Source organism: Pontixanthobacter rizhaonensis (assembly GCF_012972675.1).
GTDB classification, from domain to species: domain Bacteria; phylum Pseudomonadota; class Alphaproteobacteria; order Sphingomonadales; family Sphingomonadaceae; genus Pontixanthobacter; species Pontixanthobacter rizhaonensis.
Genome location: NZ_JABCRE010000004.1, coordinates 21,884 through 42,101 on the forward strand (window position 1 = coordinate 21,884; position 20,218 = coordinate 42,101).

Annotated in this window: 17 protein-coding genes; 5 read left to right on the plus strand and 12 right to left on the minus strand. The window is 55.8% G+C overall.

All coding sequences use genetic code 11. The features are described from left to right. Positions 1 to 14: 14 nt before the first annotated feature. Together HKD42_RS12900 and HKD42_RS12905 are read right to left on the minus strand one after the other, a co-directional pair. Entirely contained in the window at positions 15 to 1,046 is a 1,032-nt protein-coding gene (locus tag HKD42_RS12900) for a DUF6607 family protein (protein ID WP_170014168.1), read from the minus strand. Positions 1,047 to 1,064: 18 nt separating this feature from the next. Then, positions 1,065 to 3,320, minus strand: coding sequence for a TonB-dependent hemoglobin/transferrin/lactoferrin family receptor (locus HKD42_RS12905; protein WP_343042402.1), 2,256 nt, complete (start codon positions 3,318 to 3,320; stop codon positions 1,065 to 1,067). A gap of 128 nt (positions 3,321 to 3,448) precedes the next feature. Between HKD42_RS12905 and HKD42_RS12910 the strand changes: the two genes are divergently transcribed. The 3 genes from HKD42_RS12910 to HKD42_RS12920 all read left to right on the plus strand — a co-directional run bounded on the left by HKD42_RS12910 (position 3,449) and on the right by HKD42_RS12920 (position 7,087). Next, positions 3,449 to 5,086, plus strand: a complete 1,638-nt coding sequence (locus tag HKD42_RS12910; protein WP_170014170.1) for a TIR domain-containing protein — start codon at positions 3,449 to 3,451, stop codon at positions 5,084 to 5,086. A gap of 1 nt (position 5,087) precedes the next feature. Then, positions 5,088 to 5,711: a nucleotide synthetase gene (locus HKD42_RS12915; RefSeq protein ID WP_170014172.1), complete on the plus strand. Its 624-nt coding sequence runs from the start codon at positions 5,088 to 5,090 to the stop codon at positions 5,709 to 5,711. 74 nt (positions 5,712 to 5,785) lie between these two features. After that, positions 5,786 to 7,087: a tetratricopeptide repeat protein gene (locus HKD42_RS12920; RefSeq protein ID WP_170014174.1), complete on the plus strand. Its 1,302-nt coding sequence runs from the start codon at positions 5,786 to 5,788 to the stop codon at positions 7,085 to 7,087. A gap of 3 nt (positions 7,088 to 7,090) precedes the next feature. Here HKD42_RS12920 and HKD42_RS12925 read toward each other — a convergent pair whose 3' ends face one another. After that, positions 7,091 to 7,774 carry a Crp/Fnr family transcriptional regulator gene (locus HKD42_RS12925; RefSeq protein ID WP_170014176.1) on the minus strand — a complete coding sequence of 228 codons (684 nt, stop codon included), beginning with the start codon at positions 7,772 to 7,774 and terminating at the stop codon, positions 7,091 to 7,093. Positions 7,775 to 7,865: 91 nt separating this feature from the next. Here HKD42_RS12925 and HKD42_RS12930 point away from each other — a divergent pair, with 91 nt between their 5' ends. Continuing rightward, the gene (locus HKD42_RS12930) at positions 7,866 to 8,810 is read left to right on the plus strand and encodes a TauD/TfdA family dioxygenase (RefSeq protein ID WP_170014178.1); all 945 of its coding nucleotides are present in this window, start codon (positions 7,866 to 7,868) and stop codon (positions 8,808 to 8,810) included. Positions 8,811 to 8,813: 3 nt separating this feature from the next. Here the strand turns inward: HKD42_RS12930 and HKD42_RS12935 are convergent, their stop codons facing one another. From HKD42_RS12935 to HKD42_RS12955, 5 genes are read right to left on the minus strand one after another with little or no spacing between them, the layout of a single operon-like run. Then, positions 8,814 to 9,728 (minus strand): aldo/keto reductase, encoded by a 915-nt coding sequence (locus tag HKD42_RS12935; RefSeq protein ID WP_246237126.1) that lies wholly within the window; start codon positions 9,726 to 9,728, stop codon positions 8,814 to 8,816. Next, entirely contained in the window at positions 9,725 to 11,719 is a 1,995-nt protein-coding gene (locus tag HKD42_RS12940) for an alpha-glucosidase (protein ID WP_343042404.1), read from the minus strand. The genes HKD42_RS12935 and HKD42_RS12940 overlap by 4 nt, the downstream gene beginning before the upstream one ends. An 8-nt stretch (positions 11,720 to 11,727) precedes the next feature. Then, entirely contained in the window at positions 11,728 to 12,333 is a 606-nt protein-coding gene (locus HKD42_RS12945) for a glutathione S-transferase N-terminal domain-containing protein (protein ID WP_170014182.1), read from the minus strand. Then, on the minus strand, positions 12,326 to 13,306 hold the full coding sequence (gene trhO, locus HKD42_RS12950) for an oxygen-dependent tRNA uridine(34) hydroxylase TrhO (protein ID WP_170014184.1): 981 nt from the start codon (positions 13,304 to 13,306) through the stop codon (positions 12,326 to 12,328). The genes HKD42_RS12945 and trhO overlap by 8 nt, the downstream gene beginning before the upstream one ends. Positions 13,307 to 13,324: 18 nt before the next feature. Next, positions 13,325 to 13,819, minus strand: coding sequence for an FKBP-type peptidyl-prolyl cis-trans isomerase (locus HKD42_RS12955; protein WP_343042406.1), 495 nt, complete (start codon positions 13,817 to 13,819; stop codon positions 13,325 to 13,327). Between the two features lie 207 nt (positions 13,820 to 14,026). On the opposite strand from HKD42_RS12955, the gene acs reads away from it, so the two are divergent. Next, the gene (gene acs / locus HKD42_RS12960) at positions 14,027 to 15,952 is read left to right on the plus strand and encodes an acetate--CoA ligase (protein WP_170014186.1); all 1,926 of its coding nucleotides are present in this window, start codon (positions 14,027 to 14,029) and stop codon (positions 15,950 to 15,952) included. 45 nt (positions 15,953 to 15,997) lie between these two features. Here acs and HKD42_RS12965 read toward each other — a convergent pair whose 3' ends face one another. The 4 genes from HKD42_RS12965 to HKD42_RS12980 form a co-directional block, all read right to left on the minus strand. Further along, positions 15,998 to 17,773, minus strand: coding sequence for a sodium:solute symporter family protein (locus HKD42_RS12965; protein WP_170014188.1), 1,776 nt, complete (start codon positions 17,771 to 17,773; stop codon positions 15,998 to 16,000). 10 nt (positions 17,774 to 17,783) lie between these two features. Next, positions 17,784 to 18,074: a DUF4212 domain-containing protein gene (locus HKD42_RS12970; protein ID WP_170014190.1), complete on the minus strand. Its 291-nt coding sequence runs from the start codon at positions 18,072 to 18,074 to the stop codon at positions 17,784 to 17,786. Between the two features lie 160 nt (positions 18,075 to 18,234). Continuing rightward, entirely contained in the window at positions 18,235 to 19,116 is an 882-nt protein-coding gene (locus HKD42_RS12975; RefSeq protein WP_170014192.1) for a DUF1295 domain-containing protein, read from the minus strand. Positions 19,117 to 19,187: 71 nt separating this feature from the next. Further along, positions 19,188 to 20,150, minus strand: coding sequence for a winged helix-turn-helix transcriptional regulator (locus HKD42_RS12980; protein WP_170014194.1), 963 nt, complete (start codon positions 20,148 to 20,150; stop codon positions 19,188 to 19,190). Between the last annotated feature and the right edge of the window lie 68 nt (positions 20,151 to 20,218).

Consider the following 20,218-nt stretch of genomic DNA (forward strand, 5'->3'; position numbering starts at 1 on the left):
GTTTTCCGTATTGCTTAGTAATCGGTTTTCTCTGCTTTAGCTCGTAAACGAGCTGCAAGCGGTGGCAAGTCTGTCGTGGTTTCGCGTGCCATAACAGCCTTCGCTTTTTCCAAGGCCGCGTCAGCTGGTGTTTCCCCTTTGGCGACTGCGTCAGCCAGATTCATCAGCGGCATATAAAGCCGGTCGGGTTCACCTTTTTGGACCAGGCCGAAGGGGTTTCCGGACGCCTCCATCCCGCTCCAAAGGGCGCGGATACCAGCCCAGTACGATGATGTTTTGGCCCAATATTCGTCACCCACTTCGGTTGGAAAATCCTCGCTGTGTACATAGGTGTTGACGCCAACCTCGCGCACCAGAATGCGCGGCTCGCCATCCAGAGCAAGTTTGCCGTTGTCTTGTTCATGCACCCAGCCAGCTGGAGTAATCGCATGACGGTTCATGGCGATAACCGCGTGATAATCATCGCGCTTGGTCATGTCCCTGCGGGGGAGTGGGCGCCATTCTGCTGGCGGCACCCATTCAGATACGCCATTATCATGGCTCCATTTGCCAACCGCGCCGTAGCGGGGGGAATCGTCCACCTGGTACACGGTTTGAGACCAGGCTCCGTCACTGTCGGTGGTGTCGACATCCTTCATTTGCCAAGCATTGCCGCCGATAAAATTAAGCACTTCTGCGGGTTCATACCGCCAGTCTTGCCGCCAATGCTTTATTGGAAATTTCTGCTCACCGCCAACGACAAGGATATGTTGGAGGCTGATGAAGTCACCTGTATCTTCAATCACGCGGACAATCTCAAAACCGCCGGAAAGATAGGGATCTTTGGGCGTATATCCTTCGGTTAAAGCGACAGTTTCAGTGAATTTGAACTGCACCTGATAGTCGCCAGCCATTGCCAGAATGGCTTGGCGGTCTTCGGCAAACTTCTTTTGCTCATCCGCAGGCATGGCCGCCGCGGCGTTTGCGGAAGGTTGCGCGATGGCCGGCGAGGAGGAGATCGCACTCGCGAGCAATGCCGCGGCCAGCGCATTTTTCAAAAATGTCATGACTTTATCCCTTGGTTATTAGAATTGGAAACTGAGCGAAACGCTGGCGTTGCGGCCCGGCTGGGTGAACGCACCTGTAATGGTGGATGTGGCCGCCAATCCCCGGACATCGCTCCAGTAAGAATATTTCTTGTCAGCGATGTTGAAGATACCGGCCCGCAGGGTCAGCTGCTGCGCCACACGGACAAAGGCTGTGGCGTCGAAAATGAAGAATTCGTCTGGACGGAAACAGTCGCTTGTATTGCAAACGCCAACGGTTTCGCTGGCAGGCTTTTGCGCATTGTAAGTTGTGATAAATTCCGCACCGAAGCGGTCGCCGGGATCACGATACCCTATCCCCAAAACTGCATTCAGCGGGTCAATTGTCGATAGAGACGCATCGGCAGATCCGGGCGAGATGACATCGCCATCTGCAAGAGCCATTGCAAAGCGGGCGCGGAAGCCATTGTCCGCCTGATAAGAAGCCTTCGCCTCAATCCCGTTTACAGTCACGCTGTCCAGATTGATAAACTGGAACACAGAAGGATCTGCGGGTGTGCCGGTGCCGCTGATCACCTCTTGGCTAATGAAATTGTCATAGTCCGCGACAAAGCCGGTCAGCGTTAGGGTGATGTCATCTGAAGCATAACGAATGCCAAGCTCGAAGGATTCGCTTGTTTCCGGCGCCAGATCAGGATTGGGTGCGGAGGTGTAGCCGAAGGCGAGGTTCTCGAAGAAGTTGTTTACTTGTGTCGGTGTCGGGGCTCTGAAACCTTGTGCATAATTCCCGAAGATACGCACCTCACCGCCGAGCTTGAGTACGGCACCAACCTTGGGCGAAAGGCGCGATCCGTCTTGGCCGGTGGCTGTGAATGTTGGCAGCAATGGATCATCGGTCGGGTTCAGATCATAGAAATCAAACCGCAGCGCGGGGTAGAGCGTAAATGTCCCATCCCCCACTTCAATAGCATCACCGACAAAAAACCCGCCAAGTGTGAAATCGGTGACAGGGAACGCACGGGCGGGGAAGGTTTCGCCAAAGGGCGGTTCAACACCGTCGCGCAGACCTTCTTGTTTGGTCCAGCTGACATCACCGCCAAAGGTGAGCGTGTGCTGGATGCTGCCTGTATTGAAGCTGGATCGGAAATCTGCTGCCGCGCCATATACGCGGTTGTCAAACGTGTTCAGACGTTCACGATCCGGGCGGGGTCGGGCGCCTGTTGGGGAACGGTCTTCGTCGGCAAACTGGGTATCATTGCCATCCTGATAATATGCCGCGACATGAGCGTAATCGATCAGGCCGTCGCCTTCTGTGTCTGCTTGCCATGTCCAATCGGCTGAAGCTCTGGTGCGTTCCGTTGTGTCCGTCGCGGTAAGGCTATCGACAATCCAGCTAGGCGTGGGGCCGAACAGGAAGACGGGGCCGCGGCCTGAGAGAATGTCCGAAAACACCTCTCGCTCCAGATATTCGCCGGTTAGCCGAACGCGGTGATTGCCATTATTCCACACCAGCTTGCCAAGGAAAGCGTTGGACTCGCCATCTTGCGGATTGGGGGTTGTACGGGTGGGGCCTTCGGCATCAATTGATCCTGTATTGTCCAGTTCACTGAAATCGCGCCGCGAATATGCCAGCATTGCAGAGAAATTACCTGCCGCACCGGCGATAGCGATCGTTTCAGCAAACTCATCATCGGCGGAGCTGTATTGTGCGCGCGCCAGGCCGCCGTAATTTTCACCCGGCTGGATTAAATCGTCAGGGTCCGAAGTGGTGAAACTGATTGCCCCTGCCAGCCCGTCACTGCCGTAAAAGGCGGAAGCAGGTCCGCGCAGAATCTCGACCGATTTGATCAGGCTGACATCCGCCGCATTGCCGCGGCCGACATCTTGTGCCCCGAAGCTGAAACCTTGCGGAGCTCTGATACCATCGACTTGGATGAGGACCCGGTTTCCGCCAATCCCGCGAATGTTAAAGTCTTCATTTCCTGCCCGGCCAGTGGTGCCAAGTGCTGCGCCAAAGCGGGCGGGCGCGCGGCGAACGGTGACGCCGGGCTCAAAACGCACCAGATCGCGAATATCCGTGACCAGCCCATCAGCAATCGCTTCTGCATCAATCACAGTTACTGTCGCAGGAGCGTCTTCTATTTCAAGGGGAGCGCGGGTTGCGGTCACAGTAATGGAGGCCTCTCCCTCCTTGGCGGCTTGGGCGGTGTCATCGGCCGATGCGGCGCCAGACCAACAGATGGCAGCTAGGCTGGCAGCTGCGATCGCCAGATGAGAGATTTCTACTTTTTGCACGGAAGTACCCCTTCTTCGACTCGATACTAATGCGAGTCATTTGCATTAGCATTAGTGAAGTAGGGCGAGCTTTGTCAAAGGGGATGTGAAGAAATGCCCAAGCCAGCGTGATGCGCGCTGCCATCTGAGTGCTTGACTCCTCTCCGGTTGATCGGCTTCCTGTCGTATCAGGGCATTGGGGGGTGTTTTTGTCTGACGGGGTGAATAATAATTCTGAACCAAAGGGCCGTTTCCGCGCTTTCGTCAGCTATAGTCATGCCGATAAGGCAGCTGCCCAGCGGTTTCATCGTAAGCTTGAGACATACCGGCTGCCTGCACATTTGCGCGAGACAGCCGCAGCGATAGAGCCCGATGGCCGAGTGGGTGCAATCTTCCGTGACCGAGAGGATCTACCCGCCGCGCAAGACCTGACCGAAAGCGTGAAAGAGGCGCTGTCCCAATCAGCCGCATTGGTGGTCCTATGCTCCCCCGATGCGCAGCAATCCCCTTGGGTAGCGCGAGAAATCGAGCTGTTCCGGGAATTACATCCGGACAGGCCGATCTTGGCGGCTTTACTGCGCGGCGAACCGGAACAGGCATTTCCAGAGCCGCTCCGCCAAGGGCGCGAACCGCTTGCCGCCGATTTGCGCAAGCAGGGGGACGGCGCCCGACTGGGCTTTCTAAAGGTGGTGGCGGGCATCGCGGGGGTGCCGCTTGACGCACTGATCAATCGGGATGCGCAGCGCCGCGTCCGCCGTGTGACCGCGATCACAGTAACTGCTGTCGCGGCGATGGTAGTGATGGCCTTGATGACAACATTCGCCCTCCAATCCCGCAATGAAGCGCAGGTCCAAAGGCAGGAAGCTGAGGGCGTGATTGAATTCATGATGACGGACTTGCGGACCGATTTGCGGGCGGTTGGCCGGCTGGATGTGATGAAGGCCGTGAACGCGCGTGCCGCGCAGTTTTACAATAGCCAAGGCGATCTCGGTGATCTGCCAACCGACAGCGCTCTGCGCTGGGCCCGTATTCTGCATGCAGAAGGGGAGGATCAACTGAGCGTCGATGACCGACAAGGCGCTCTGGATTCTTTTGGGAACGCACACACGGTTACACAGGAAGCGTTGGACGCAAAACCCGCCAATCCAGAGGCTCTCTACACCCATGCCCAAAGCGAATATTGGCTGGGCGCAGTCTATTTTGAAATGGGGCAAGTTCCCAAAGCGATGCCGCATTTTCACGCGTATCGGGACGTGGCATATCGGCTTCTAAAGGTCGCACCAGAAGCCGATCGGAGCAAGCGTGAGGTGGGCTTTGCCGAGGGCAATGTGTGCGCAATGGCCTTGCAAGAGCCCGTCCGTCCGCAAGTCGCGCTGACCGCTTGCCGTAAGGCCACGCGCCAGATCGAAAGTCTGCACTCAGCGAATACGCCCAGCACTCAGCTCAAAAGCGAGCTGGCAAATAGATATGCGTGGGATGCAGATTCGTCTTATGCCGCGGGAGACAGCGAAAACGCCGTTTTGCTTCGGCAACGGCAGCTTGGTCTCATCCAAGAGGCTATCGCAATTGAACCGGATTCCGCAGAATTGAAGCAGAACCTGATGTTGGCCGAACTGAGCCTTGGTGAATTGTACCATAAATTGGAAGACCCCGGTGCCGCCAAGCAATTGGCTCTCCGCGCGCAAACAAGGGCAGCAAAGTTAAAAATCCTCGACCCTGACAACGCGAAATGGCGTGTCTGGAGTGACCGAATTCAGAGACTCATCGAAACCCTAGAAGGAGAATAGAATGCCCCGTGGAGGATATGAACAGCACCGGATTAATCACGATCGACCGACCCGTGAAACTCCGGAACACAGTGCGACTATCAAGTTAGATTTCGAAGCCGAAGCGTCACCGGGTAGAATTATTTTTACATCAGGTCTTACCACTGGACCCGAAAAACCCGTCACTTTGCTCGCTAAGAATAATGGCAAAGTTGCGAGTATCAACGTCCGCAAAAACTGTGTCATCAATCTGGTTTTGGACCATATCGACTGTGATGGTAACGAGAAATGGTGGCGGTTTTCGAACCAGTATGATGCCATTACCACGAAAGAAGAATTACGAGATTTCTATGGCAAATTAAAATATCTGCCTGACGAAGCTATTACTCACCCAGATAACGATGACATCATCCTTGGCTATCGAAAAGTGTCCTTCGTCATAAAGCACAATAGAGACGGTCGAATGGGATCATCACACGGATTCAGCATCAATATCGACCTCTTGCAGTCGGACCCTGATAGCAATCCAGATGATTGGGAGTGGCTACCCATAACAATTGATCCAGAGATTAAAAACCCACCTGGCGGCGGCAATGACACGCTGTTTGATGGGGGCGCACCAGACAAACAGGTACCCTTTATTTGATTCGCACAATGAACAACCCATACCCCCACATCATTCGCCTTGCGCGTTCGGGTTCGCCCGGACGTGCTTGGTCTATGATGGCGGAACACGGGCTGCTTGATTCCGACACAGACCAGCGCGCGCTGACATTGCAGGCGCGGCTGGTGAAGGATCAGGCGAAACGGGCTAACGGTGCTGAGCGGGTCCGGCTATTCAGCGAGTCTGCGGCGCTCTATGCCAAAGCCGGGGCGCTGGATGATGGCAGCTATCCCCTGATTAATGCGGCCTCGCTCTCCTTGCTGGCGGGCAAGCCTGCACAATCCCAAAAACTCGCCCGCGATGTGCTCGCGGCGCTGGATGCTAACCCTGATGAAGCGGAAACACCCTATTGGCTTGGCGCCACCCGTGCGGAGGCGCTGTTGCTGCTCGGCGATGAACTGGGCGCGCGGCGGGCGTTGCGGCAAGCTGTCGACAGGCAACCGGCAGCGTATCAGGATCATGCGGCCACGCTGGGCCAGTTTGAGCTGCTCTGTCAGGAGCTGAATATTGACAGCGCATGGCTTGATCAAATTCGTCCGCCTAAGGTCATTCAATTTTGCGGCCTCATGCACACAGATGCGCATGATGCCGCGGCACAGGATGAAATCGCGTCTTTTCTTGAGCGTGAGAATATCGGTTTCGGTTACGGAGCGTTGGCTGCGGGCGCGGATATCTGGATTGCCGAAGCCTTGCTGGAACGCGGCGGGGAACTCCACGCCGTCTTACCGTGCGAACCCGCAGCTTTTCGCGAGCATTCGGTCACGGCAGTCGATTTTTCATGGGGCGACAGGTTTGACCGACTGATGGATCAGGCAGATGGCTTCACCGCATTGAGCGACGCGGTCGTTCCAGGGGCTGCAGCTGTGCGGCGGGGAGATGAAACAGCCGTTGGTATGGCACTGCATCATGCCGCGTCCTTGCGGACGGAATTCAAGCGCTTGCGGGTTATGGGCAGCAGTGATGCGCAACCATTGTTAAGCGACGCCACCACTGTGTTGAAAGCGCGCCGGATAGGTGATGGGCATGGGCCAACCCGATTGCCTGACCATCCCGCCGTGCCCGTTATGGCTACGGGGCAGGGTATCGCCCAGTTTGGCACAATGGCGGAAGCTTATCGCGCATCGCAAGATAGCCGCGAACCAGCAGTACTCGGTTACGCGATCATTCAAGACGCGGGACTGTCGTCGTTTGAGAAACAGCGCCTGACTGCCATGCTCGACTGCGCAGAAAAGGGACAAAGCCTTGCTACACAGGCCGCTGCGTTCGCTTTGAAAAGCGAAGATACTTCCGTGAATGTGGAAGTGGCGGGTGACATGCGGTGGAGCGGCGGCATCATGCCGTTATTCGCGATTAGCTGAGGGTTAGACCACCATATCTTCCAGCATGCGCCGGGATGTTATGGTCCAGTGTTTTTTCGATTTCGTCAGGCCGCCGACCTTGCACAGATCGCTGATCGCGCGTGATGCCGTTTCGCGGGCAGTCTGTGTTCTGACACCTAGCGCCGTCACGACCGGCGCCGGGGTGATCATCCCCGTGCTATCCGCCATATCCAGTAACGCCTGATAGACCCTGCCATATGCAGTTAGCGTGACGTGGGCCGCCATCTGGCCCAGAACATTGCTTAACTGCTGCGCAAACAGGCTGGCTAAGCCCAGCCCGACACCGGAATGGTCTTGAGCGAGCGTGCGCAACTGGGCGGTACCAATCACGATCATTTCCACTGCGTCTTGCGTTACCAACTCAACACTATGTTCGCAGATGTTGGGGAAGGCACCAACTACCTCGCCTGTCTCGACCGTCGCGATTTGGGTATATTGCCCATCTTCGCTGAGCGCGCGCATACCAATGGCGCCCGAAATCACGAAGCGGCAGTCGGCGGAGGGATCGCCCTGAAAGGCCAGCGTGGTTGCTGCCGGAGCGGTCACCATTGTCAGGGTTTCCCGCACGATGGACGCGGTTGATGTGTCGCATCCAAACAGCTCTTGTAGAACCGATATTTGTTCCGCCTGATCCACCAAAGCCCCTGCTCTATCAGAGTATTTCATGAGCCGATTGTCGCCGCACCGTCAACCGTGCAATTCCGCTGGCACCGTCACACTATTGACGCGGGATGCTGGTTAGGCGCAAGCGTTTGGCATGAGCAACGCGGTCAGCACTTCCAGCACGAGCCTTAGCCATCCTGCGACTTTCCTTCCGTCGGGCAGCCGTGATTTGGGCGCGTTCTTGTCCGCCAATCACGAATTAATTGCAGAAGCGCTGAACGCCAAAGGCGCGGTGCTGTTTCGCGATTTTAATGTGCCCGATCCTGCATATTTTGACGCCGCAGTTGAATTGTATGGGGGAGAGAATTTCGCCTATGCGAAGTCTCTCTCAAACGCCGTGCGGGTGAATGTCACGCCGCGGGTGTTCACCGCGAATGAGGCGCCGCCAACGACCGAGATCTTTTTGCATCACGAAATGGCGCAAACACCGATCTATCCCTCGAAGCTGTTCTTCTTTTGCGAGATTGCTGCGGAGGAGGGCGGTGCGACACCTCTCTGCCGTTCGGACTTGTTGGTCGAACGTCTGGAAGCAGACACGCCAGACCTGATCGCGGCATTTCGTGAAAAGGGTGTTCGATATACCAATGTAATGCCCGCTGCTGACGATGCCGGATCGGGGCAAGGGCGCAGCTGGAAATCAACGCTCAGCGTCGGCAGCAAGGCTGATGCTGAAGCGCGGCTGGAAGATCTGGAGTATAGCTGGGATTGGCAGGCAGATGGTTCGCTGCGGGTGACGACACCCCGCCTTGATGCTGTGCGAGATGTTGGCGGAGGCCGGAGTGCATTTTTCAACCAACTGATCGCGGCCTATCGCGGTTGGTCAGATAGCCGAAACGAGGCCTCCCGTTCCATCACTTATGGCGATGGCAGCGCGATTGATCATGATAGCATGATGCAAGTGATCGCCGTCGCAGATGAGCTAACCTATGATCACGCATGGCAAGCCGGTGATGTGGTGCTGGTCGACAATTATCTCGTCATGCATGGCCGCCGCCCTTTCGCTGGTAAGCGGCGCGTTCTGGCTTCCTTGCTAAGCTAGCGCTTAGGGCAGGTTTTCGCCCATCGCGGCTTGCAGTACATCGTACCAAGCCTTGCGGGTCCAAGTGACTTTGTAAATATCAGCGGCCTCTGCAATTCGGGCCGGCGTTTGGCTGCCGATAATGGGGATAGGCCGCGCTGGATGGGCTGCAATCCAGGAAAACGTCGCTGTTGCTCTGGAGACGCCGAAGCCTTCCGCCACGCGATCCAGCACGCTGGCGACAGCTTTTTCGCGATCGGTTTCAGGGGCGGCGATCCGTCCACCGCCGAGCGGAGACCACGCCATAACGGCCAGGGAATGCTGCATCGCTTGATCAAATTCACCGTTTTGCAATGGATTAAGATGAAGCGGTGAGAATTCCGGCTGTGTGCTGACCAGCGGAATGTTCATCGCATCACGCAAGGCATCAATCTGAGCAGACGTGAAATTGGACACGCCAACGGCGCCCACTTTGCCAGAACTAACGGCCGTTTGTAGCGCCTCTGCCAGCTCTGTTGGATGGGTTAGTATGTCGGGCCGGTGTACTTGCCACAGATCAATATGATCCACGCCGAGCCTAGCCAGCGATGCATCAATGGCTGCCGCAATATACTCGCGTGACGAGTTGTAGGGCGTCCCCAGGACAATCCCACCTTTAGATGCCAGCACCATCCGGCCGCGTAGTTCCGGCGCGTCCGCAAATACTTTACCCAGCAAAGCCTCTGAATGGCCAAATCCAGCAGGCATATCGCAGCCATAAATATCTGCTGTATCGAAGAAGGTGATACCGGCATCAAATGCAGCATCAATGCGCGCCCGGGCGGTTTGCAGATCAACATCACCGAACCGCCACATGCCCCATGCGACCGATGATACTTCGGGACCGCCTGCGTACAAAATCCGCGTTTTCGGCAGGGCGGGCAACAATTGATCAGTCATGCGAAGTTTCCGGTATTTGAAAGGGATTTGAACAGCGCAGCAAAGGTGCTGCCCGCACGGTAGAAAACGGGCGGCGCACCAAGCGGCGCATCGATGGTGAGCCAGTTCCCCCCTGCATAAGGCTGGCCTGACCATAGATGCAACCAGTCATCACCCTCAGGCAAATAAACGGGCCATTCCCGCGCATGTTCTTCGATTACGGGAACGACCAGTACATCCCGGCCAAACAAATAGTGAAATTGCAGGTCAAAGCAGTTTGGATCATGCTGATAATGCAGAAACACCGGCCTTTGCACAGGCAGGCCGCTCTGAGCGGCTTCTTCGAACAGGCTACGAATATAGGGGCTAAGCGCCGCGTGAACTTTGCTCATATAGGCAAAGTGGGAGAGAATTTCTTCGGCGCTATCGATCTGTAGATTGTCGTCCGGCCGGTTACCCTCATGCGTGCGCATTACTGGCGTGAACGCGGCGAGTTCGGCCCATCGCATGATCAACTCGGCAGAGCGGGTCCGGCCATCAAGGCTGGTGTACCCGCCCACGTCACTGTGGTGGTATGCATTGCCGACCAGCCCGGCAGATAGCGCCGCTGTGATGGCTGTGCCGATCCCGTCATGCCGCGAAAAATCCACCGATTGATCGCCGGCCCATAGCAGCGGGCAATGCTGGCCAACACCGCTATGTCCGGCGCGCATGAAGAATGTCGCATCGCCGGTTTTGCCAGCTCGATGCACCGCCTCCGCATTGATCTTTGCCCACAATACGGGCCATCTATTATGCGCCAGAAGCGGATCGGATCCATCCCATAATCGCGCATCCGCTGGCAGATACTCACCGAAATCTGCCATCCATCCGCTCATCCCGATATCCAGCATCTCTTGGGTCAACACGCGGTTGATAAACCAGTCGCAGGCTGCGGGATTGGTGAGGTCGATCATTCCGCAAGTGAACTCTCCGAAGTCCACCAAATATGGCTGATCATGATCGGGCCTGAGCACAAGGTACCCGGCATCCGCCGCGACCGAAAATAGCGGACCGTCAATCGCCAGATAGGGGTTCACATAACCTAAAAAGCGGATGTCCCGGCGGGTCAATTGAGCGATTGTACCAGAGAGGTTGGGATAGCGTTTTTCATCCGCTTGCCAGTCCCAAAATAAACGGCGTCCAAAGCTGGTTTCACGCACACCGACCCAGTCTTCGCACCACAGGCCGGATACGTGGACACCCGCTGCCATGATAGCATCCAGCCGCTCCAGGCTATTCATGCCGTCTTTCAGGCCAATGATCGCCCCGGATATCGCCCAATCAGGCAGCTGTGGCTGCTTGCCAAACCGGTGTGCCAATTGGCCGACAAGTTCGGGAAGATCAGGCGCGTTGAATAGCTCAATCTTGGCGGGCACCTCCCAGACCTCTACGATATGCCGATCTTGGGCCGTAAAATCGAATGCAGCATAGGCACTGCTGTCCAGATGAAGCGCGTAGTTTCTGGAAGAGAGAAACGTCGGTTGCGGATAATAGGTTGTCCAATAATCCCCCACATGGGCAGGTGTGGAGGCTGAGTTTTGCGGAGCAGCGAGCGGGTCGCGGCCAACGCCGGGTTCTCCGGTCCAAAACGGGAATGTGCGGCCGCGCAGATTGAGATAGGACATCTGTTCCCCGCCGCCCCAGATATATTCATCGCGCTCTGCTTCGCAGCGCGTCCACACCCGGTTGATGGTTTCGCCGGCGCTGGTGAATTCGATATGGTTGCCATTGATACGCAGCGTTAGCATGGCATCTGATTGAGCATTCGGGGCAAGATGGATCAGATCGTCGCGTATGTCTGCGTGGTTTAAATCGGTGCGCCAGGTGGCCGTGTCAGACAGATCAAAGTGGCCTCTATCAGACCCGATGTCGGGCGTGCCGTGCCCCACCGTGAATGCCGGGCGATCCAGCCGGTGGGCGATAATCAGCGTATCACCGATCAGAAGGTCAAAACCGTCTGCGCGGCTCACACATCTGATCAAGCTGCAGGCCGCCATTGTTCACGTTTGACCATGATGGTCGTGAAAAGATCTGACGCGATTTGACGATCGAGCCATTCCCTCAATTTGGGCAGTGGCTGCGTATCAAGCCATTCTCTGTCTGTCGCGGCGAATTGCCGGATAAAAGGCATAATCGCGACGTCAGTCAGGGTTTGTGTATCGCCGCACAGATATAAGCTGCGTTCCAAACGTGCTTCCAGCTGTAACAGGATGGTTAGGCACGCAGCACGATGCTCCGCTGCATCTGTGCCGTGCCGGGTTGAATATTTGTACCGGTCCAGATGATGTTTGAAGGGGCCATCATTGGCAGCAATAAGCGCCGCGTCATCACCGCTGAGCCAATTTTCGGGGTCCCCTTTGGAGAGGGCCCAGCGCATCACATCGATACTTTCATCAATGACGGAACCGTCCGATATAACCAGAACCGGAACCGTCCCTTTGGGCGATGCGGCCAGCATCTCTGCCGGTTTTTCGCGTAATTTCACTTCACGCATTTCGCAGGGTATTCCGCTTACGGCGAGCGCCATCCGCGCGCGCATGGCATAGGGGCAGCGGCGGAATGTGTAGAGGACCGGATCAGCCACCGTTCTGCTGGACTTTCTTTGGTTTCTTGACAGGCTTGACCCCGATATGTCCCTCTCCGCGGGCTTTCGCCAACGCCGCTTGTCGTTGCCGTTCTGCGTAACGCGCGCGCTGTTTATCCGTTCGTTCGCCGTAACAGGATGGGCAGGTAATGCCGTGTTCGTACAGTTCCGATTTTAAGTCTTCTGCGGTCAAAGGAATACGGCATGCCCGGCACAAGGTGTAATCCCCGGGCTCCAGGCCATGCCGTACGCTTACGCGTTCATCGAAAACAAAACACTCGCCTTCCCAGCGGCTTTCCTCTTCCGGAATATGTTCCAGGTAGGACAGTATCCCGCCCTTTAGGTGATAGACTTCGTCCAAGCCTTCGCTCTTGAGAAAGGCAGTGGATTTTTCACAGCGTATTCCGCCGGTGCAGAACATTGCGATTTTCGGGCTTTTGCCGTCTTTTTCAAACTCTGCCCGCTTGGCGCGAAACCATTCCGGAAAATCACCGAAGCTGGCTGTCTTGGGATCGATTGCCCCTGTGAAGGTGCCGATATCGACCTCGTAATCATTGCGGGTATCGATCACGATTGTGTCCGGATCGTCGATCAGAGCATTCCAGTCTTGCGGGGCGACATACGTACCCACATCGCCCACCGGATCGAGATGAGGCTGACCCATCGTAACGATCTCTTTCTTGATGCGCACTTTCATCCGGTAAAATGGCATGGAGGGCGCGCGCGATTCTTTGACTTCGATATTGGCGCAGCCCGGCAGTGCGCGAATGTGGCCGAGCACTGTCTCAATACCGGCATCTGTTCCGGCAATTGTGCCGTTGATCCCTTCTGATGCGAGCAAAATAGTGCCTTGAACGCCTTCTTCTTCGCATAACGCAGCCAAGGGCTTTTGCAGGGCGAGCAGATCATCAAACGGCGTGAATTGGTACAGCGCAGCAACGCGAAAAGATGGGGTGTCAGGCGTGTCAGTCATAGTCTTGGTGCTTGGTAATTAACGCCCTTCAATGGCGATCAGCTCGATTGTAAACAGCAATGTGGCGCCGCCCGGGATCGGCCCTTTACCACGAGGTCCATATCCCAATGAAGATGGCACGGCGATTTCAATCGTGTCGCCCACGCCCATTTGGGGAACTGCCATTTGCCAAGCTGGGATCAACCGGCCGAGCGGGAAAGTCGCCGGTGCGCCGCGCGTGTAAGAACTGTCAAATTCTGTCCCATCGACCAGAGAACCGGCGTAGTGCAGCGTCACAGTGTCTTGCACTGTCGGTCTTTCCCCTGAACCGTCACCTTTGACCCGGCGCCACATGAGGCCGCCTTCCATCCAGCCCCAACCGTCTTTCGCTTCGCGGGAGGCCAAAGCTGCTTGCTGGGCATTGTGCCAAGCGGCGCTTTGTTGCTGTGTTTCAGGTGCAGTCGCAGCCAGTGCAGCCACGGAAATGCCCGCTAGCCCCAGAATGGCAAGAGTGGTTTTGATGTGTTTTTGCACGCGTATTGACCCTTTTGAATATGGTGGGCTGTCTTTGAGCAGCGCAGCGTCGGAATGCAAGCGTCAGATGTATACTTCCTAAAGCTGGATTGGCCCCAGCGTTATCAAATCTTCCAGCGGATATGGATTGGTCACTTGTCTTGTCGGAAGAATGCAGGGCATACTAACTGCAAAAGGGCAGAATGCTGCCGATTAAAGGATTTGAGAATGTCGACAATGGTCCCGCGCCCAAACAGTGATCATCCAACGCATTGCACGAGCGAGCAATATTCTGATTTGTATCGTCAATCGGTAGACAATCCGGATGCGTTTTGGCTGGGTCAAGCTGAGCGATTGGACTGGTACAAGAAGCCAACCAAGGGCGGGGAGTGGAGCTTCGATCCGGCCCAGATTGCATGGTTTTCAGATGGCTCGCTCAATCTGTGCCACAACGCAGTCGATCGGCACCTTGCAGAGCGGTCAGATGATGTCGCACTGATTTTTGAACCCGATGATCCGGACAGCCCGACGCGAACGCTTACTTACGGTGATCTGCATCAAGAAGTCACCGGGATGGCCAATGCGCTGAAGGCGATGGGCGTGACCAAAGGGGAACGTGTCACGCTGTACATGCCGATGATTGTCGAAGGTGTGCTAGCCATGCTGGCGTGCGCCCGTATTGGCGCGATCCACTCAGTTGTCTTCGGTGGTTTTTCGCCGGAAGCGCTGGCGGGACGGTTGAAAGACTGCGGCAGCCGGTTTGTGATTACCGCAGATGGCGGATTGCGCGGTGGCAAGGCTGTGCCGCTTAAAGCCAATGTCGATGCCGCGCTGACACATGATGGTGTTGATGTGTCAGCGGTGTTGGTGGTCAAACATACTGCGATGGATGTGACCATGTCGGAGGGCCGCGATCATTGGTACCACGATCTTGCCAGCGATGCCGATTGCCCGTGCGAGCCGATGAATGCGGAGGATCCGTTGTTCATCCTATACACGTCTGGTTCGACTGGGACACCCAAGGGCGTACTGCACACCACCGGCGGCTACGGTGTTTGGACAGCCACCACGTTCCACTACACGTTCGATTATCAGCCGGGCGAGATATACTGGTGCACTGCGGATATCGGCTGGGTCACCGGGCATAGCTATATTGTCTATGGGCCGCTGATGAATGGCGCGACCAGCGTCATCTTTGAAGGCGTTCCCAACTATCCTGATCATGGCCGTTTCTGGGATGTGATCGACAAACATCAGGTCAACATTTTATACACCGCGCCAACCGCGATCCGTGCCTTGATGCGCGAAGGCGATGAATTTGTGACCAGCCGGGACAGATCATCGCTGCGCTTGCTGGGCAGCGTGGGCGAGCCGATCAATCCGGAGGCATGGCGTTGGTATTTTGACGTGGTCGGCGAACAGCGCTGCCCGATAATTGATACGTGGTGGCAAACGGAAACCGGCGGTGTGATGATCACAACGCTGCCCGGCGCGCATGATATGCAGCCCGGTTCTGCCGGTTTGCCATTTTTCGGGATCACGCCGCAATTGGTGGATGGCGAAGGCGCGGTGCTGGATGGCGCGGTCGAGGGCAATCTGTGCCTAACCGGCAGTTGGCCGGGTCAAGCGCGCAGCGTCTATGGCGATCATGACCGTTTCATCCAAACCTATTTCAGCACCTATAAGGGCAAATATTTCACCGGTGATGGCTGCAAGCGGGACGAGGATGGATATTACCGAATTACCGGCCGCGTCGATGATGTGATCAACGTGTCCGGCCACCGTATGGGCACGGCAGAGGTTGAAAGCGCTTTGGTTCTGCACAGCCTTGTGGCCGAAGCGGCAGTGGTCGGTTATCCGCACGATATTAAGGGGCAGGGCATTTATTGTTATGTCACGCTCAATGCAGGCGAAGAAGGTTCTGACGAGCTCTATGCCGAGTTACGGCAGCATATCCGCAAGGAAATCGGGCCAATCGCTACGCCTGACCATCTGCAATTTACCGATGGATTACCCAAAACCCGGTCCGGCAAAATCATGCGGCGTATCTTGCGCAAGATTGCGGAGAATGATTTCGGGTCGCTGGGTGACACATCGACACTGGCAGACCCTTCTTTGGTCGATCGCCTGATCGAACATCGACAAAACAAGTAAGCGGCAGGGCAAGGGATTTCACAGCCGGTGACGATCCCTTGCCTTTTAGTGCGTTTGGGCATCCCCGGCACCGCGCGGTACGCGAATGGAATCGACCAGTTTCCGGATTTCAGCCGGCGGGCTGGCGGTCACTTTGGACACCGCAATTGCGATGGCAAAGTTGATCAGCATACCGATTACCCCAATCCCTTCCGGTGATACGCCAAACAGCCAGTTATCGGCAGTATTGGCGGCTGGATTGAGCAGCTTGAAGTAGACAATATAGCTGAACGTAAATACCAGCCCAGAGACCATACCGGCAATCGCACCTTCTTTGTTCATCGATTTGGAAAAGATGCCCATGAAGATCGCCGGAAACAGGCTGGAGGCAGCCAGGCCGAATGCAAAGGCGACCACCTGCGCCACCCAGCCGGGCGGATAGATACCCAAATACCCTGCCACACAAATCGCGGCGGTTGCAGCCAACCTTGCGGCGAGCAGTTCCTGTTTTGATGAAATGTTCGGCTTGAAGGTCGATTTGAGCAGATCGTGACTGACCGAGCTGGATATCACGAGCAGCAAGCCAGCCGCAGTGGACAGGGCCGCCGCCAATCCGCCAGCCGCCATTAAAGCAATCACCCAACCCGGCAGGTTGCCGATTTCGGGATTGGCCAATGTCAGGATATCGCGGTCCACGTAAATTTCATTCTCGCTATCGGAAACCGGCGTATTGGTGACGAGCCGTTCGCCCGACGGGCCGGTTCCCTCTGAAAATTCCGGGCTTCCTTCAAAAGCATTGCCGGAACGATATTGCATCACGCCGTCGCCGTTCTTGTCTTGGAACGCGATCAGATCATTGCCTTCCCAGTTTTTGAACCAAGCCGGCGCTTCGGAATAGCTGGTTTCATTCACGGTATCGATGAAGTTGAGCCGTGCGAAGGCGCCAACGGCCGGGGCGGTGGTGTATAACAAGGCGATAAACACCAGTGCCCAACCGGCCGATTTACGCGCGTCTGATGCCTTGGGCACGGTGAAGAAACGCACAATCACGTGCGGCAATCCGGCAGTTCCAACCATCAACGCCAAGGTGATACAAAACACATCGATCATACTTTTGGAGCCATCGGTATAGGCCCCGAACCCCAGATCTCCCAATACGAGATTGAGCTTCTCCAGCACGTATAATCCCGATCCATCATTAACGGTTGAGCCCAAACCGATTTGCGGGATTGGGGTGCCCGTGATCATGAAGCTGAGGAAAAACGCTGGCACCATATAGGCGAAAATCAACACGCAATATTGCGCGACTTGGGTGTAGGTGATCCCCTTCATTCCGCCGAGCACTGCGTAGATGAAGACAATGCCCATGCCCAGGATCACTCCCCAGAAAATCGACACATCAAGAAAGCGGGAGAATACAATCCCGACACCGCGCATTTGCCCGGCAATATAGGTAAAGCTGATAAAGATCAGGCAGATCACGGCGACCACACGGGCAGCTTTGGAATAATACCGGGTGCCGATAAAATCAGGCACGGTAAACTGGCCAAATTTGCGCAGATAGGGGGCGAGCAACAATGCCAGCATCACATATCCGCCGGTCCATCCCATCAAATAAACCGATGCGTCGTAGCCTAGGAAAGCAATGAGACCAGCCATTGAAATGAAGCTCGCCGCGCTCATCCAGTCAGCGGCTGTCGCCATTCCGTTCACGACCGGATGGACACCGCCGCCAGCGACGTAGAATTCTTTGGTGGATCCCGCACGGGACCAAATGGCGATTCCGATATACAGTGCGAAGCTGAGGCCGACGAACAGATAAATCAGTGATTGCGTTCCCATCACCAGCCCCTCAATCGTCGAGATCGTATTTGCGTTCGATCTTTTTCATTTTGACGACGTAATAGAAAATCAAAGCGATGAAGATGTAGATCGAACCTTGCTGGGCAAACCAGAAGCCAAGCGGATATCCGCCAAGCGAGAATTGATCGAGGAAATCACGGAACAGGATGCCCGCGCCGAATGAGCAGGCGAACCAGATTGTCATCAAGACAGCCAGCAGGCGGATGTTCTCCCGCCAATAGGCCCCTTCTGCCGGATCGGTCGCTTCGGTGTTTTCTACCTCAGGCTCTTGATCTTCCATATTGTCCCTCCGCCAATTTGGCACTCCTTTGTCAGGAGCGTTATGGCGCAGGGTAACAATGCGTCGCCCCCGGGGCGAGAGTACGCCCGGTGTTATACCAAAGATTGCTCAATCCAGGCGATTGGGGCAGCGATCAACTGCCGTCAGGGTGCCAAGCGGTTCAAGACCGCGGAGGGCGCGGGATAAGCACCGGCGTTTCCTTGGTATATTTCTGATAGGCGGGATCATCGCCCCACTTTTCCTCCGCCGCTTTGTCGAGCATCGGAATGCCGCTGACTTTGGTCAAAAGCAGGGTCACAAAAACAGGTGACAAGATGACCAGGTATCCGGCCCCGGACAGGAGCGGCAGGGCCATGATTAGCATTCCCGTCCATAGCATGATCTCACCAAAATAATTGGGGTGCTGCGACCATGCCCAAAGGCCTGATTGGATGAACTTGCCCTTGTTACTCGGATCTTTGCGGAACGCGCCTTTTTGCCGGTCAGCGATGACTTCGATGGCAAAGCCGCCGATCCATACAAGCGCACCGAGATAGAAGAACAGACCCAGTGGCGCCCGCTCAGTAGCGGTAATAATCGCCAAAGCTGCTGCTGCCGTGAAGATCGCCCATAGGGCTTGCAATGTCCAAGCGACCAAGAACCGTGCGGGGTTCACTTTGATTTGATCGAAGCGTGAATCGTGGCCGCTGTCTTGGATGCGTGAAAACAGGAAAGTGCCCAGCCTGACGCACCATATGGTGACCATTGCTGCGGCCACGATGGCGCGCGTATCAAGCGGCCCGGCCAACAGACAGGCTGCAATAATGATTGATAGATAGGTGAGCGACCCGACAAAGTCGTAATACTTCTCTGTCTGGGCGATTGCGGACGGGATATAGGCCAGCCAGTTCACCGCGAAGGCGACCAGCGCGCATAGGAAGAACACCGAATATTCGCCTTTGGTGGCGCCGTTTGCGCCGGTAAACCAGGCAAAGGCCAGACCGATCAATGTAACAACCACCACGATGGTCAGGCTGATTAAAGACCGTTTCGTGCCGCTCATGATGTCTTTCCCCGTTTCCATAAATTCTGCCACCTGCGATTGTATCCGCAGTATGCTCTTGCCCTATCAGACTATTGGCCCCCGGATTGGTTCCGTTCTACGCCGATATTGGACAGGCGCAGTTCCTCTTTGCAATTGCCGCATCCGGCATAAATATTGAGCTGAGAATTGCAGCGCGTATGATGCAATATAACCGGCGGCCCTTTTTCTGATCCGTAATATTGATCACCCCAGTGCTGCAGTATCAATAGGATCGGTAGATAATCGAGCGATTTGGGTGTCGTATGATATTCAAACCGATCGGGGCTGTTTTGATACAGGGTCGCTTTCAAAAACCCGTGCTCAACCAGCCAGGCAAGACGGTCTGCCAGAATGTTGGACGCCATCCCGCTATCTTCCAGAATAGCATCGAATTTGTGGAGGCCGGTATAGGCCGCGCGCATGACCAACCCGGCCCAGCGATCCCCGAGCAATTCAGCAGAATCCGTAAAGAGCGAGATATTTTCGGCAATCGCCTGACGGTTCCGGTGCTGGCGGCGGCGCGTATATTCCGGTTCCATCATGGATAGGCCGGGGCCTTCGCGCCATTCGATATCCTGCGGGCGAACGATGCCTTGGCAATGGCTGCACAGCGGCTCTGGCTCGATAGGAGCGCCGCAATCATTGTGGATCAAGCGCATACCCAGCGTATCACCGCTGGATGACCAGGTTTTCTCCCAGCGCAGCAACATCATTGTTACGGGAAACAGCGCACGGCCTTTTGGGGTCAGTTTTTGTTCGTAGCGGGGCGGTTTGGCGCAATAGAGGCGGCGCTCCAAAATCCCGTCCGCGTTGAGTTTTTTCAGACGTTCTGTGACCAAGGGTTTGGATAAGCGCGTTCGCGAATGAATCCGGTCAAAGCGGTTTTCGCCAAGCCAGATCGCTTCCAGAATAAGCAGAGTGGGAACATCACCCAAAACTTCCAATGCACGCCAAATGGAGCACGTTCTGACCAGTTTAGGATTGCTTCTGGGATTGGTCTGCTGCGCTGTCATGCTTTAAGTACGCTTTAGAGTGCTTTCTGGATGCGCTGTGTCAGCGAAAAACTGCGGATTGCATCGGC

What these genes read in the sequence shown, in the direction of transcription:
- HKD42_RS12900 (WP_170014168.1), bottom strand. Translation starts at nt 1,046, where the DNA reads ATGACATTTTTGAAAAATGCGCTGGCCGCGGCATTGCTCGCGAGTGCG.
- HKD42_RS12915 (WP_170014172.1), top strand. Translation starts at nt 5,088, where the DNA reads ATGCCCCGTGGAGGATATGAACAGCACCGGATTAATCACGATCGACCG.
- HKD42_RS12920 (WP_170014174.1), top strand. Translation starts at nt 5,786, where the DNA reads ATGATGGCGGAACACGGGCTGCTTGATTCCGACACAGACCAGCGCGCG.
- HKD42_RS12925 (WP_170014176.1), bottom strand. Translation starts at nt 7,774, where the DNA reads ATGAAATACTCTGATAGAGCAGGGGCTTTGGTGGATCAGGCGGAACAA.
- HKD42_RS12930 (WP_170014178.1), top strand. Translation starts at nt 7,866, where the DNA reads ATGAGCAACGCGGTCAGCACTTCCAGCACGAGCCTTAGCCATCCTGCG.
- HKD42_RS12935 (WP_246237126.1), bottom strand. Translation starts at nt 9,728, where the DNA reads ATGACTGATCAATTGTTGCCCGCCCTGCCGAAAACGCGGATTTTGTAC.
- trhO (WP_170014184.1), bottom strand. Translation starts at nt 13,306, where the DNA reads ATGACTGACACGCCTGACACCCCATCTTTTCGCGTTGCTGCGCTGTAC.
- acs (WP_170014186.1), top strand. Translation starts at nt 14,027, where the DNA reads ATGTCGACAATGGTCCCGCGCCCAAACAGTGATCATCCAACGCATTGC.
- HKD42_RS12965 (WP_170014188.1), bottom strand. Translation starts at nt 17,773, where the DNA reads ATGGGAACGCAATCACTGATTTATCTGTTCGTCGGCCTCAGCTTCGCA.
- HKD42_RS12970 (WP_170014190.1), bottom strand. Translation starts at nt 18,074, where the DNA reads ATGGAAGATCAAGAGCCTGAGGTAGAAAACACCGAAGCGACCGATCCG.
- HKD42_RS12975 (WP_170014192.1), bottom strand. Translation starts at nt 19,116, where the DNA reads ATGAGCGGCACGAAACGGTCTTTAATCAGCCTGACCATCGTGGTGGTT.
- HKD42_RS12980 (WP_170014194.1), bottom strand. Translation starts at nt 20,150, where the DNA reads ATGACAGCGCAGCAGACCAATCCCAGAAGCAATCCTAAACTGGTCAGA.